We start from the raw sequence: 14,917 nt of genomic DNA on the forward strand, positions 1-14,917 counted from the left end.
AAGCTGTCAATAAAAAACGCGCCCGCAGGCGCGTTAAGAAACAGCGTTAAGAAAATCAGGACTCTTCGTCGGCGGGAATGATGTCTTTCACGCTGGCACTGGCGCGGCGTGCTTCAGACTTGTGCTGAACTTTATTCAGCTGACGCTCGAGCTTGGCAATCAAATCGTTGATAGCGGTATACATATCATCGTGCTTGGCGCTGGCCACCAGAGTCCCGTTAGGTGTGTTAATAGTGGCGTCAGCCACGAATTCTTTGGGCTCTTTGGAAAGGACAATATGCGGATTAATCAGGTCGGTTTGCCATTTTTCGAGCTTGGCGAGACGGTCTTCGACATGGCTTCGGATTGCCGGAGTGATGTCCATTTGTTTGCTGGTAATGTTCAGAATCATCGTTCTTACCTCTCTGTCATTTCCGTCTTGGTCTTCTCAGCATAGCGCGAAAAAGCGTTCAATGTGGGATTTCGATCACGAAAAAATGTCACTTTTTGTCAGTCACAACATTCTGTGAGAAAGGCAGAGAAACTGGCCGAAATGGCTTGAAGCGAAACGATTAACACGGCATGCTTGATGAGTTAGCTCGCTGAGATCAGATCCAAATCTGACTGTTCTGTGAGCAAAAAAAAGCAGCCCTGGAGGCTGCTTTTTTTATGGCTGGAAATCTGTCTGACTATCAGCTTTTGTTAGCTGCAATGATTTTCGCCACTTTATCGGCTTCAGCGTTCAACTGCAGATTGCGGTAAGCATTCTCCATCAGCGGCAGGGCATCGTGTGTTGCCTGCGTATCCGGATAATCGCGCATCATACCTTCGACACGGTTAACAACCGCGACATAAGCCTCACGCTTAGTATAGAATTGCGCCACTGACAGCTCATATTTAGCCAGACGGTCTTTCAGATAGACCAGGCGTTTCTGAGCATCAGCCGCATACTGGCTGTTCGGGTAACTCCGCAGCAGCTGAGAGAAGTCGCGGAAAGCATCACGAGCGTGCGTCGGATCGCGGTCAGAACGATCAATACCAAAGAAGCCCTGCAGCGCGGAGTCATCCAGTGCCATGTCCGTCAGACCTTTCATATAGATGACATAGTCAATGTTCGGATGCGTGGGGTTCAGACGCATAAAGCGAGCAATGGCAGCCTGCGCCAGGGGCAGATCGGCATTTTTATAGTACGCGTAGATTAAATCCAGCTGCACCTGCTGCGAATAAGGACCGAACGGATAACGATTATCCAGCGCTTCCAGTTGCTTAATCGCAGCTTTAAAGTTACCGTCCTGCAGCTTTTGCTGCGCTGTAGCATAGATTTCAGAAGGCGGGCTGTCCGGTACCGCGTCATTTGAGCCGGAACAACCAACAAGTGCCAGGCTCAGTGTGGCAGCAGCCACCAGATGTTTCATACGCGTCATGACGAAGTGATTATCCTCAAATGTTATGGCGGAAGCTGTCCGTATAGCTCCCGGTAATGACCAGGTACGATAGCACATTATATTAAACGGCATCGCCGTGAAAACCCAACGTTAACGAAGAAGCTGTATATGGCACAACAAGTTCAACTCACCGCAACGGTATCCGAATCACAACTCGGACAACGCTTAGATCAGACTTTGGCGGAATTGTTCCCTGATTATTCACGTTCTCGCATAAAAGAGTGGATCCTCGATCGTCGCGTTACTGTAAACGGCGTCATGGTCGATACACCCAAAGAAAAAGTGCTGGGCGGCGAGCTGGTCGCGATTGACGCTGAGATCGAGGAGGCGCAGCGCTGGGAACCGCAGAATCTGCCACTCGACATCGTTTATGAAGATGAAGACATTATTGTCATCAACAAACCACGCGACTTCGTGGTTCACCCTGGCGCCGGTAATCCGGATGGCACGGTATTAAACGCCTTACTTCATCACTATCCGGCGATTATGGATGTGCCGCGCGCGGGCATCGTACACCGCCTGGATAAAGACACTACCGGTTTAATGGTGGTCGCGAAAACCGTTCCGGCTCAGACGCATCTGGTGGACTCGCTGCAGCGTCGCGAAATCACCCGTGAATATGAAGCGGTTGCGATTGGCAATATGACTGCGGGCGGCACCGTTGAGCAGCCTATCAGCCGTCACTCAACTAAACGCACCCACATGGCGGTACACCCAATGGGTAAACCGGCGGTCACTCATTACCGCATCATGGAGCACTTCCGGGCCCATACCCGCCTGCGCCTGCGTCTGGAAACCGGTCGTACTCACCAGATCCGTGTGCATATGTCTCACATCAGCCATCCGCTGGTGGGCGATCCGCTTTACGGTGGCCGTCCGCGTCCGCCAAAAGGCGCGTCAGAGGCATTTATTACTACGCTGCGCGGTTTCGATCGTCAGGCACTGCACGCCACGATGTTGCGCCTCTATCACCCTATCAGCGGTATTGAAATGGAATTCCATGCTGCGCTTCCGCAGGACATGGTTGATCTAATCGCGGCGTTAAAAGCAGACACTGAAGAATTTAAAGACCAGTTGAATTGGTGATGAATCTGATTACTCCTCAATGGCCCGCTCCGTCACGCGTTCGGGCCTGCTCGACGCAGCGACAGGGCGGCATCAGCACATCGCCCTGGGATGCACTGAATCTTGGCGGGCATGTGGGGGATAATCCGGATGCGGTGGCGGGTAACCGGCAGTTGCTGATGGAAGAGGCGGCTTTGCCTGCTATGCCGCAGTGGCTGGATCAGGTTCATGGCACTGAGGTTGTGCGTCTGGCTGCAGGGGGAAGTACGCCATTACGTGCTGATGCCTGTATTACCGATCAGCCCGGCGTCGTCTGCGCCATCATGACCGCTGACTGTCTTCCGGTCCTGTTCTGTTCGCAGGATGGCACGGAAGTGGCGGCGGCACATGCAGGCTGGCGCGGACTTTGTGCGGGTGTACTGGAAAATACGCTGGCGCAGTTTCGTTCGCCACCTGATCAGATTCATGCCTGGCTTGGACCGGCAATCGGACCTGATGCGTTTGAGGTCGGTGCCGAAGTGCGTCAGGCCTTTATGGCTCAGGATCCCCGGGCTGTGCAGGCTTTCCGTCCATCAGGTGACCGCTTTTACGCCGACATCGGCCTGCTGGCGCGGATGCGACTGCAGGCAGCGGGCGTGAATTCAGTCAGCGCAAGCAACCGTTGTACCTTTACGCAGCGCGACGATTTCTTCTCTTTCCGCCGCGATGGGATCACCGGGCGTATGGCAACTTTGATCTGGCTGTTATAACCTTACGCCATAAGACGGTCCAGTTAGCGTATTTTTTACTCAAATCTCAGGTCATTAACCTTGAAATTTTGAGGGATGACCTCATTTAATCTCCAGTAGCATTTTGACCTGTAATGGGAGGAATTATGCGTCTGGATCGTCTTACTAACAAATTTCAACTGGCTCTCGCCGACGCGCAGTCCCTCGCTCTGGGACACGACAATCAATTCATTGAACCTCTGCATCTGATGAGCGCATTGCTCAAACAGGAAGGCGGATCGGTTTCACCTTTACTGACTTCGGCCGGTGTCGACGTTACGCCATTTCGCGCTCAGGTTGAGCAGGCTATTGATCGCCTGCCACAAGTTGAGGGCAGCGAAGGCGATGTACAACCCTCATCTGACCTCGTCCGGGTATTAAACCTGTGCGACAAGCTGGCGCAGAAGCGCAACGATAACTTTATTTCATCCGAATTATTTGTTCTGGCCGCGCTGGAATCACGGGGCTCACTGGCCGATCTGCTTAAAGCAGCGGGCGCAACGCGTGAAAAAATCACCAGTGCGATTGAACAGATGCGGGGAGGAGACAACGTGAACGATCAGGGGGCTGAAGATCAGCGCCAGGCTTTAAAAAAATACACTATCGACCTGACCGAGCGGGCAGAGAAGGGCAAACTCGACCCGGTCATCGGTCGTGACGAAGAGATTCGCCGCACCATCCAGGTTCTGCAGCGCCGTACCAAAAATAACCCGGTACTGATTGGTGAACCTGGCGTAGGTAAAACCGCGATTGTCGAAGGGCTGGCGCAGCGCATCATCAATGGTGAAGTGCCTGAGGGTCTGAAAGGACGTCGGGTACTGGCACTGGATATGGGTGCGCTGGTGGCCGGGGCGAAATATCGCGGTGAATTCGAAGAGCGTCTGAAAGGCGTACTGAGTGACCTGTCGAAACAGGAAGGCAACGTCATTCTGTTTATCGACGAGCTGCACACCATGGTGGGAGCCGGTAAAGCGGACGGTGCGATGGACGCCGGCAATATGCTTAAACCTGCGCTGGCGCGTGGTGAACTGCACTGTGTGGGTGCCACTACGCTTGATGAGTATCGCCAGTACATTGAAAAAGATGCCGCGCTGGAGCGTCGTTTCCAGAAAGTCTTTGTGGCTGAGCCAAGTGTGGAAGATACCATCGCCATTCTGCGTGGTCTGAAAGAGCGTTATGAACTGCATCACCATGTGCAGATCACTGACCCGGCGATTGTCGCGGCGGCGACCCTGTCTCATCGTTATATTGCTGACCGGCAGCTGCCGGATAAAGCGATTGACCTGATCGATGAGGCAGCCTCCAGCATTCGTATGCAGATGGACTCGAAGCCGGAGTCACTGGATCGCCTGGAGCGCCGTATCATTCAGCTGAAGCTGGAGCAGCAGGCGCTGAAGAAAGAGGCGGACGATGCCAGCATCAAGCGTCTTGAGATGCTGGAAACCGAGCTCAACCAGAAAGAGCGCGAATATGCCGAGCTGGAAGATGAGTGGAAGACAGAGAAAGCCTCGCTGTCCGGCACGCAGAACGTTAAAGCGGAACTTGAGCAGGCGCGTCTGAATTTAGAGCAGGCACGTCGCCAGGGTGACCTCGCTCAGATGTCAGAGCTGCAGTACGGTAAAATTCCGGCACTGGAAAAACAGTTAGCCGCAGCGACTCAGGCGGAAGGCAAGACCATGAAGTTACTGCGTAACCGGGTAACCGATGTGGAGATTGCCGATGTGCTGGCACGCTGGACCGGTATTCCGGTCGCACGAATGATGGAAGGTGAGCGCGATAAGTTACTGCGCATGGAGCAGGACTTACATGGCCGGGTCATCGGACAGGATGAAGCGGTTGAGGCGGTATCAAATGCTATTCGCCGTAGTCGCGCAGGCCTTTCTGATCCAAACCGGCCTATCGGTTCCTTCCTGTTCCTGGGGCCAACCGGGGTCGGTAAGACGGAGTTGTGTAAAGCGCTGGCTAATTTCCTGTTCGACAGTGACGATGCGATGGTTCGTATCGACATGTCTGAATTTATGGAAAAACACTCAGTATCACGGCTGGTGGGTGCACCTCCGGGCTACGTCGGCTATGAAGAGGGCGGTTATCTGACCGAAGCTGTGCGCCGTCGGCCTTATTCGGTCATCCTGCTGGATGAAGTAGAGAAAGCGCATCCTGATGTCTTCAACATTCTGCTGCAGGTGCTGGATGATGGGCGTCTGACGGATGGGCAGGGCCGGACGGTGGATTTCCGTAACAGCGTGGTGATTATGACCTCTAACCTGGGATCAGATTTAATCCAGGAGCGGTTCGGCAATCTCAGTTACCCGGAAATGAAAGATATCGTGATGGGTGTGGTCGGACAGCATTTCCGTCCTGAGTTCGTCAACCGTATTGATGAGGTGGTGGTGTTCCATCCGCTGGCTGAGAAACATATTGCGTCCATTGCGCAGATTCAGCTGCAGCGGCTGTACAAACGTCTGGATGAACGGGGTTATCAGCTGCACATCTCTGATGATGCGATCAAACTGCTGGCGGAGAACGGGTATGATCCGGTCTACGGTGCACGTCCGCTGAAACGTGCGATACAGCAGCAGATCGAGAACCCGCTGGCTCAGCAGATCCTTGCCGGTTCGCTGGTGCCAGGCAAAACCATCGAAATGGATGTGGAGAACAACATCATTACTGCACATCAGTAAGGTGTGGAATGAAAAACGGGCCTCTGGCCCGTTTTTTTTGCCCTTTTGAGGGGTTTTTGCTTATTTAATACTCCTTTTGAGTGCGAAATGAACGGTCAGTAAAAAAGTCTCAATTTGCACTTGCGCTATCTGAGCCGTTCCCTATAATGCGCCTCCACTGACACGGCAAACCGGAAACGGAAAACGGGTCAGGAGGCACAGGAGACTGCGCCGCCGGAGAAAAACTTCTGAAATAGAGGTTGACTCTGCAGGAGGAAAGCGTAATATACGCCACCTCGCGACAGGACGCTAACGCACTGTTCGCACTGCTCTTTAACAATTTATCAGACAATCTGTGTGGGCACTCGCAGGATTGATATCAGCGTCTCCGGACGTAAAAAAATATCAAGCCTCACGAGTGAACACATAATGAAATTCATTATGACGTTTTACAGATGAGCACCGCTTAACTTGTTTAAGCAAATCAAACTTAAATTGAAGAGTTTGATCATGGCTCAGATTGAACGCTGGCGGCAGGCCTAACACATGCAAGTCGGACGGTAGCACAGAGGAGCTTGCTCCTTGGGTGACGAGTGGCGGACGGGTGAGTAATGTCTGGGGATCTGCCCGATAGAGGGGGATAACCACTGGAAACGGTGGCTAATACCGCATAACGTCGCAAGACCAAAGAGGGGGACCTTCGGGCCTCTCACTATCGGATGAACCCAGATGGGATTAGCTAGTAGGCGGGGTAATGGCCCACCTAGGCGACGATCCCTAGCTGGTCTGAGAGGATGACCAGCCACACTGGAACTGAGACACGGTCCAGACTCCTACGGGAGGCAGCAGTGGGGAATATTGCACAATGGGCGCAAGCCTGATGCAGCCATGCCGCGTGTATGAAGAAGGCCTTCGGGTTGTAAAGTACTTTCAGCGGGGAGGAAGGCGATGAGGTTAATAACCCTGTCGATTGACGTTACCCGCAGAAGAAGCACCGGCTAACTCCGTGCCAGCAGCCGCGGTAATACGGAGGGTGCAAGCGTTAATCGGAATTACTGGGCGTAAAGCGCACGCAGGCGGTCTGTTAAGTCAGATGTGAAATCCCCGGGCTTAACCTGGGAACTGCATTTGAAACTGGCAGGCTTGAGTCTTGTAGAGGGGGGTAGAATTCCAGGTGTAGCGGTGAAATGCGTAGAGATCTGGAGGAATACCGGTGGCGAAGGCGGCCCCCTGGACAAAGACTGACGCTCAGGTGCGAAAGCGTGGGGAGCAAACAGGATTAGATACCCTGGTAGTCCACGCCGTAAACGATGTCGACTTGGAGGTTGTTCCCTTGAGGAGTGGCTTCCGGAGCTAACGCGTTAAGTCGACCGCCTGGGGAGTACGGCCGCAAGGTTAAAACTCAAATGAATTGACGGGGGCCCGCACAAGCGGTGGAGCATGTGGTTTAATTCGATGCAACGCGAAGAACCTTACCTACTCTTGACATCCACGGAATTTGGCAGAGATGCCTTAGTGCCTTCGGGAACCGTGAGACAGGTGCTGCATGGCTGTCGTCAGCTCGTGTTGTGAAATGTTGGGTTAAGTCCCGCAACGAGCGCAACCCTTATCCTTTGTTGCCAGCGATTCGGTCGGGAACTCAAAGGAGACTGCCGGTGATAAACCGGAGGAAGGTGGGGATGACGTCAAGTCATCATGGCCCTTACGAGTAGGGCTACACACGTGCTACAATGGCGCATACAAAGAGAAGCGACCTCGCGAGAGCAAGCGGACCTCACAAAGTGCGTCGTAGTCCGGATCGGAGTCTGCAACTCGACTCCGTGAAGTCGGAATCGCTAGTAATCGTGGATCAGAATGCCACGGTGAATACGTTCCCGGGCCTTGTACACACCGCCCGTCACACCATGGGAGTGGGTTGCAAAAGAAGTAGGTAGCTTAACCTTCGGGAGGGCGCTTACCACTTTGTGATTCATGACTGGGGTGAAGTCGTAACAAGGTAACCGTAGGGGAACCTGCGGTTGGATCACCTCCTTACCTGAAGATACCTTCCCGCGCAGTGTCCACACAGATTGTCTGATAAAAAGTAACGAGCAGAAAAAACCTCTACAGGCTTGTAGCTCAGGTGGTTAGAGCGCACCCCTGATAAGGGTGAGGTCGGTGGTTCAAGTCCACTCAGGCCTACCAAATTTCTTCTCATGCTGCGTTATGCGCGCGGTCGTTTACCTGAGTAAACGTCCCTTCCGCATGCCTTGCCTGAAAAGAAATTGCATCCTTCTCCTGAAGAATGTAACTCGGTTGAGTGGTAGTAGTGGTCTCTGCAGTAACTGTATGGGGCTATAGCTCAGCTGGGAGAGCGCCTGCCTTGCACGCAGGAGGTCAGCGGTTCGATCCCGCTTAGCTCCACCATACCGTTTATCTGTTTTTTTCTGAAATACCTCAGAGCATACCGGCGACGGTGTGCTGCGACGTATTATGCTCTTTAACAATCCGGAACAAGCTGAAAATTGAAACGACGCAGCGCGTCATTCCTCCGTAATAAGGAATGACTCAGCGATGCGTTCGAGTCTCTCAAATGCTTGCAATTCGCAGCGTTGAAAAACGCCTGTGGGTTGTGAGGTTAAGCGACTAAGCGTACACGGTGGATGCCCAGGCAGTCAGAGGCGATGAAGGACGTGCTAATCTGCGTAAAGCGACGGTAAGGTGATATGAACCGCTACAGCCGTCGATGTCCGAATGGGGAAACCCGGTGCACTCTGTGCATCATTGCAGCATGAATACATAGTGCTGCAAGGCGAACCGGGGGAACTGAAACATCTAAGTACCCCGAGGAAAAGAAATCAACCGAGATTCCCCCAGTAGCGGCGAGCGAACGGGGAGCAGCCCAGAGCCTGAATCAGCTTGTGTGTTAGTGGAAGCGTCTGGAAAGTCGCAGGGTACAGGGTGATACTCCCGTACACAAAAACACACATGCTGTGAGCTCGATGAGTAAGGCGGGACACGTGGTATCCTGTCTGAATATGGGGGGACCATCCTCCAAGGCTAAATACTCCTGACTGACCGATAGTGAACCAGTACCGTGAGGGAAAGGCGAAAAGAACCCCGGCGAGGGGAGTGAAACAGAACCTGAAACCGTGTACGTACAAGCAGTGGGAGCCCTCTTTATGGGGGTGACTGCGTACCTTTTGTATAATGGGTCAGCGACTTATATTCTGTAGCAAGGTTAACCGTATAGGGGAGCCGCAGGGAAACCGAGTCTTAACTGGGCGTTAAGTTGCAGGGTATAGACCCGAAACCCGGTGATCTAGCCATGGGCAGGTTGAAGGTTGGGTAACACTAACTGGAGGACCGAACCGACTAATGTTGAAAAATTAGCGGATGACCTGTGGCTGGGGGTGAAAGGCCAATCAAACCGGGAGATAGCTGGTTCTCCCCGAAAGCTATTTAGGTAGCGCCTCGTGAACTCATCTTCGGGGGTAGAGCACTGTTTCGGCTAGGGGGCCATCCCGGCTTACCAACCCGATGCAAACTGCGAATACCGAAGAATGTTATCACGGGAGACACACGGCGGGTGCTAACGTCCGTCGTGAAGAGGGAAACAACCCAGACCGCCAGCTAAGGTCCCAAAGTCATGGTTAAGTGGGAAACGATGTGGGAAGGCACAGACAGCCAGGATGTTGGCTTAGAAGCAGCCATCATTTAAAGAAAGCGTAATAGCTCACTGGTCGAGTCGGCCTGCGCGGAAGATGTAACGGGGCTAAACCATGCACCGAAGCTGCGGCAGCGACGCTTATGCGTTGTTGGGTAGGGGAGCGTTCTGTAAGCCGTCGAAGGTGTGCTGTGAGGCATGCTGGAGGTATCAGAAGTGCGAATGCTGACATAAGTAACGATAAAGCGGGTGAAAAGCCCGCTCGCCGGAAGACCAAGGGTTCCTGTTCAACGTTAATCGGAGCAGGGTGAGTCGACCCCTAAGGCGAGGCCGAAAGGCGTAGTCGATGGGAAACAGGTTAATATTCCTGTACTCGGTGTTACTGCGAAGGGGGGACGGAGAAGGCTATATCAGCCGGGCGACGGTTGTCCCGGTTTAAGCGTGTAGGCGGAGTGTCCAGGTAAATCCGGACGCTTGTTAACGCTGAGGCGTGACGACGAGGCACTACGGTGCTGAAGTGATAAATGCCCAGCTTCCAGGAAAAGCCTCTAAGCATCAGGTAACACAGAATCGTACCCCAAACCGACACAGGTGGTCAGGTAGAGAATACCAAGGCGCTTGAGAGAACTCGGGTGAAGGAACTAGGCAAAATGGTGCCGTAACTTCGGGAGAAGGCACGCTGGCGCGTAGGTGGAGGGACTTGCTCCCCGAGCCGAAGCCAGTCGAAGATACCAGCTGGCTGCAACTGTTTATTAAAAACACAGCACTGTGCAAACACGAAAGTGGACGTATACGGTGTGACGCCTGCCCGGTGCCGGAAGGTTAATTGATGGGGTTATCCGTAAGGAGAAGCTCTTGATCGAAGCCCCGGTAAACGGCGGCCGTAACTATAACGGTCCTAAGGTAGCGAAATTCCTTGTCGGGTAAGTTCCGACCTGCACGAATGGCGTAATGATGGCCAGGCTGTCTCCACCCGAGACTCAGTGAAATTGAACTCGCTGTGAAGATGCAGTGTACCCGCGGCAAGACGGAAAGACCCCGTGAACCTTTACTACAGCTTGACACTGAACATTGAGCCTTGATGTGTAGGATAGGTGGGAGGCTTTGAAGCGCGGACGCCAGTTCGCGTGGAGCCAACCTTGAAATACCACCCTTTAATGTTTGATGTTCTAACGTAGGCCCGTTACCCGGGCTGCGGACAGTGTCTGGTGGGTAGTTTGACTGGGGCGGTCTCCTCCTAAAGAGTAACGGAGGAGCACGAAGGTCAGCTAATCACGGTCGGACATCGTGAGGTTAGTGCAATGGCATAAGCTGGCTTGACTGCGAGAGTGACGGCTCGAGCAGGTGCGAAAGCAGGTCATAGTGATCCGGTGGTTCTGAATGGAAGGGCCATCGCTCAACGGATAAAAGGTACTCCGGGGATAACAGGCTGATACCGCCCAAGAGTTCATATCGACGGCGGTGTTTGGCACCTCGATGTCGGCTCATCACATCCTGGGGCTGAAGTAGGTCCCAAGGGTACGGCTGTTCGCCGTTTAAAGTGGTACGCGAGCTGGGTTTAGAACGTCGTGAGACAGTTCGGTCCCTATCTGCCGTGGGCGCTGGAGAATTGAGGGGGGTTGCTCCTAGTACGAGAGGACCGGAGTGAACGCACCACTGGTGTTCGGGTTGTCATGCCAATGGCATTGCCCGGTAGCTAAGTGCGGAAAAGATAAGTGCTGAAAGCATCTAAGCACGAAACTTGCCCCGAGATGAGTTCTCCCTGACTCCTTGAGAGTCCTGAAGGGACGTTGAAGACTACGACGTTGATAGGCCGGGTGTGTAAGCGCAGCGATGCGTTGAGCTAACCGGTACTAATGACCCGTGAGGCTTAACCTTACAACGCCAGAGGCGTTTTTGAGAGACACGATTTTCAGCCTGAACCGGATATATCTGCGCGGCCTTACGGGCGGCGCGGAGACAGAATTTGCCTGGCGGCTTTAGCGCGGTGGTCCCACCTGACCCCATGCCGAACTCAGAAGTGAAACGCCGTAGCGCCGATGGTAGTGTGGGGTCTCCCCATGCGAGAGTAGGGAACTGCCAGGCATTAAACAAGTGAAGAAGCCCCGCACAGTAGTGCGGGGCTTTTTTACGTCCGCACTTTGCCACATTAGGCTGAAAATGTGACCTGCGGGCATGCGGTATGTCACCCTTAACTCCCCATTATTCACTTCTGAATGACCAGCAACCCGCTGATTTTTCGATAATTAGCGACATGGCTCACAATAATAATCTCGGATTACGCCGCCTTTACCTTCAGTAGACTTAAATGCTTTACTCACTCCTTTAAACGCTGTTGATCAGCAAGGAACAGAGGTAAGGCATGGCACCCACAAATAATAAAACTCAGACGGATGATACAAAGAAACGTATCTGGGCTATCGTCGGCGCGTCATCGGGTAACCTGGTTGAGTGGTTCGACTTCTACGTTTACTCCTTCTTCTCACTCTATTTTGCCCACATTTTCTTTCCACAGGGCGATACCACAACTCAGTTGTTACAGACAGCGGGTGTTTTTGCGGCAGGATTTTTAATGCGTCCGATTGGCGGCTGGCTGTTCGGCTATATCGGCGATAAACATGGCCGAAAAAATTCGATGCTGGTTTCGGTCTGCATGATGTGTTTTGGTTCGCTGGTGATCGCCTGCTTACCCGGTTATGAAACAATTGGTGTTGCTGCGCCCGTCATTCTGCTGCTGGCGCGTATGTTTCAGGGATTATCGGTGGGCGGAGAATATGGGACCAGCGCAACCTACATGAGCGAAGTGGCTCTGGAAGGACGCAAAGGATTCTACGCCTCATTCCAGTATGTCACGCTGATTGGTGGCCAGTTAGCGGCAGTGCTCACCGTCGTGGTACTCCAATTTCTGCTGACGGATGCAGAGCTGCGAAGCTGGGGCTGGCGTATTCCGTTCTTCCTCGGCGCACTGCTCGCCGTTGTCGCATTATGGTTACGACGCTCACTGGAAGAAACCTCAGATAAGACGAGCCGCGAACATCGCGATGCGGGTAGCGTAATCGGGTTACTGCGTAATCATACTCGTCCCTTCCTGATGGTGCTGGGTTTCACCGCAGGCGGCTCCCTGAGTTTTTACACCTTCACTACCTACATGCAGAAGTATCTGGTTAATACGTCAGGTATGGATCCTAAAACCGCCAGCGGCCTGATGACCGGTGCGCTGCTGGTCTTTATGCTGATTCAGCCGATTATCGGTGCCCTGTCAGATAAAATCGGTCGTCGCACCTCAATGATGATTTTTGGCGCGGGCGCGGCCATCTGTACGGTCCCCATTCTGACGCTGTTGCAAAACGTGCAAAGTCCCGGTGTGGCTTTCCTGTTGATCATGCTGGCGCTGCTGATTACCAGCTTCTACACCGCCATCAGTGGCATTCTTAAAGCAGAAATGTTTCCGCCACAGGTGCGCGCACTGGGTGTAGGGCTATCTTACGCAGTAGCGAATGCGATCTTCGGTGGGTCGGCAGAGTATGTTGCGTTGCTGATGAAGCAGCAGGGGATTGAGACGACTTTCTTCTGGTATGTTTCAGCGATGGGCGCAGTGGCATTTCTGGTGTCGCTGTTGCTGCACAAGCGCGGTAAGGGGATTAAGCTTTAACAGAGAAAGCTACTGACTCAGATTCCACAGGGCAATGCCGCTGGCAGCACCGGCGGCATCCCAGGCGAAATCTTTCCAGCTCCAGCCGCTGCTATTCGGGCGGCTGTCATACCACTCTTTTCCCGCCCCAGGCGTTAATGAAAGCAGTCTGGCTTTGCAGGTCAGAATGGTGCTGACGCTGCCCATATTCACTACCGGCAGCGGCCAGAACTGCAGAGGCGACAAAATGCTCCGCTTTATCTCGTCCGGTCCACTGATCTTCCGCCATATGGGCGCATCCGCTACACAACAACACAGCAAGCAGCACACTTCACATAGCAGATGCTTTATTGGCCGCAGTGATTAAAGAATCCGGCTGATCAGGCGATCGATACGTATCCGGCGCAGACGGCGAATCAGTTTGCGCACCTTGGCCGGGTAATCAGCAATACTCTCAAGCTCACGGAAATGCGTCACTACCGTTGTGTTCTGCCGGATTAACGTCAGTTCCTTCTCACGCTGAGCCGCTAACTCCTGATGAGGATCGTGGATCAACACTGCATTTTCCAGATCGAGCCGCCAGGCACGTGGATTGAGGTTATTACCGGTAATCAGCTGCCATTCGTCATCAACCCACATTCCTTTAAGGTGATAACTGTTCTCGCCATCCTTCCATAGTCTCACGACCAGCTGATCGGTCGTAACGTAGTAGTGCAAACGACTCATAAAACGACGCAGATTGATTTCATACAGGTAAGGCAGCGCACCGATGATTTTGAACGGCTGATCGGGCGCAATATAGAAGTCATTGGCCGTTTTATCACCGACGATGATCTCAACCTGTTTTCCCTGACGCAGAAGATGAATGATATTACGTACCAGCAAGGCAGGCATGTTGAAGTAGGGGGTACAGATGATCAGCTTCTGTTCCGCACAGGGCATCAGGTGGAAAATGGTTTTATTGAGCAGGCTATGCTTACCCAGACCGACCAGCGGCGTGACCGTCAGTTCATCGTTGCCAGCATTGCCTTCAAACTGATAATTGAAGCCGCGCAAATCCTGACGGAACTGGCGTGTCTCGTTTTTAATTTCAGGACTTGAGGGACGCTCAGCAAAATCGAGTCGGTTTACCGCTTCCGCTGACTTCAGATTGAGCGTAATCCAGTCATACATAGTATTGGTCAGCTGGGAATTACGGATAACCTGATAACGGTCATAGCGATACTTATCATGCTGATGCAGGTAGACATCATTGATGCTGGCACCGCTGTAGAGCAGCATGTCATCAATAATGAACCCTTTAAGGTGGAGCACGCCCAGCGCTTCACGGGTATTGACCGGGATACCATAAACCGGGATGGCGATATCCGGATAACGTGTCGCCATTTCGCAATACCAGTCGGCATTGGTTACGCCTCGCGCTGCGCCAATTCGGCCACGCTGTGCACGGTGCCAGTCAACCAGAATCGAGATATCCAGCTCCGGCCGCGCCTGCTTCGCACTATAAAGCGCATCCATGACGGCACGTCCGGCATCATCATTTTCCAGATAGAGCGCAACAATACAGATGCGAGTCTGCGCTGCCGCAATTTTCTCCAGCAACGTCTGGCGAAATTCGGCAGGCGAGTAAAGTGTCGACACATCCGCAACGGATTGTGACAGTTTCGGCAGCTGTGCGAGGTGTTGTTGGTGTTTGTTACGTTTAAATTTAGACAACATCACAG

The 14,917-nt window shown here is 53.0% G+C and carries 7 protein-coding genes, 2 tRNA genes, 3 rRNA genes and 1 pseudogene; 9 read left to right on the top strand and 4 right to left on the bottom strand.

The annotated features are described in order from the left end of the window. Positions 1–55: 55 nt before the first annotated feature. Positions 56–391, bottom strand: coding sequence for a ribosome-associated translation inhibitor RaiA (gene raiA, locus ACR8BN_RS04640; RefSeq protein WP_003849030.1), 336 nt, complete (start codon positions 389–391; stop codon positions 56–58). A 280-nt stretch (positions 392–671) separates the two neighbouring features. Further along, positions 672–1,403 (bottom strand): outer membrane protein assembly factor BamD, encoded by a 732-nt coding sequence (gene bamD, locus ACR8BN_RS04645; RefSeq protein WP_010248444.1) that lies wholly within the window; start codon positions 1,401–1,403, stop codon positions 672–674. Positions 1,404–1,532: 129 nt separating this feature from the next. On the opposite strand from bamD, the gene rluD reads away from it, so the two are divergent. The 9 genes from rluD (at position 1,533) to ACR8BN_RS04690 (ending at position 13,214) form a co-directional block, all read left to right on the top strand. Then, positions 1,533–2,510, top strand: coding sequence for a 23S rRNA pseudouridine(1911/1915/1917) synthase RluD (gene rluD, locus ACR8BN_RS04650; protein ID WP_010248442.1), 978 nt, complete (start codon positions 1,533–1,535; stop codon positions 2,508–2,510). Then, positions 2,510–3,238 carry a purine nucleoside phosphorylase YfiH gene (gene yfiH, locus ACR8BN_RS04655; RefSeq protein WP_434747368.1) on the top strand — a complete coding sequence of 243 codons (729 nt, stop codon included), beginning with the start codon at positions 2,510–2,512 and terminating at the stop codon, positions 3,236–3,238. Before rluD ends, yfiH begins: the two co-directional genes overlap by 1 nt. A 113-nt stretch (positions 3,239–3,351) precedes the next feature. Then, positions 3,352–5,937, top strand: a complete 2,586-nt coding sequence (clpB, locus tag ACR8BN_RS04660) for an ATP-dependent chaperone ClpB (RefSeq protein ID WP_186289770.1) — start codon at positions 3,352–3,354, stop codon at positions 5,935–5,937. A gap of 471 nt (positions 5,938–6,408) precedes the next feature. Continuing rightward, positions 6,409–7,950 (top strand): 16S ribosomal RNA (locus ACR8BN_RS04665). Between the two features lie 73 nt (positions 7,951–8,023). Further along, positions 8,024–8,100, top strand: a tRNA-Ile gene (locus tag ACR8BN_RS04670). 146 nt (positions 8,101–8,246) lie between these two features. Further along, positions 8,247–8,322: transfer RNA gene (locus ACR8BN_RS04675), tRNA-Ala, on the top strand. A gap of 209 nt (positions 8,323–8,531) precedes the next feature. Continuing rightward, positions 8,532–11,440 (top strand): 23S ribosomal RNA (locus tag ACR8BN_RS04680). 91 nt (positions 11,441–11,531) lie between these two features. Next, a 5S ribosomal RNA gene (gene rrf, locus ACR8BN_RS04685) occupies positions 11,532–11,647 on the top strand. Together the 16S, 23S and 5S rRNA genes with 2 tRNA genes alongside form the textbook arrangement of a ribosomal RNA operon. A gap of 277 nt (positions 11,648–11,924) precedes the next feature. Further along, complete coding sequence (locus ACR8BN_RS04690) at positions 11,925–13,214, top strand: MFS family transporter (protein WP_031594658.1); 1,290 nt, start codon at positions 11,925–11,927, stop codon at positions 13,212–13,214. 9 nt (positions 13,215–13,223) lie between these two features. Here the strand turns inward: ACR8BN_RS04690 and ACR8BN_RS04695 are convergent. Together ACR8BN_RS04695 and pssA are read right to left on the bottom strand one after the other, a co-directional pair. Continuing rightward, positions 13,224–13,482, bottom strand: a pseudogene (locus ACR8BN_RS04695) (YfiM family protein). 74 nt (positions 13,483–13,556) lie between these two features. Continuing rightward, positions 13,557–14,912, bottom strand: coding sequence for a CDP-diacylglycerol--serine O-phosphatidyltransferase (gene pssA / locus ACR8BN_RS04700; protein ID WP_031594660.1), 1,356 nt, complete (start codon positions 14,910–14,912; stop codon positions 13,557–13,559). Positions 14,913–14,917: the final 5 nt, after the last annotated feature.

The organism is Pantoea sp. Lu_F5_004 (assembly GCF_051136245.1).
Classification (GTDB): domain Bacteria; phylum Pseudomonadota; class Gammaproteobacteria; order Enterobacterales; family Enterobacteriaceae; genus Pantoea; species Pantoea agglomerans.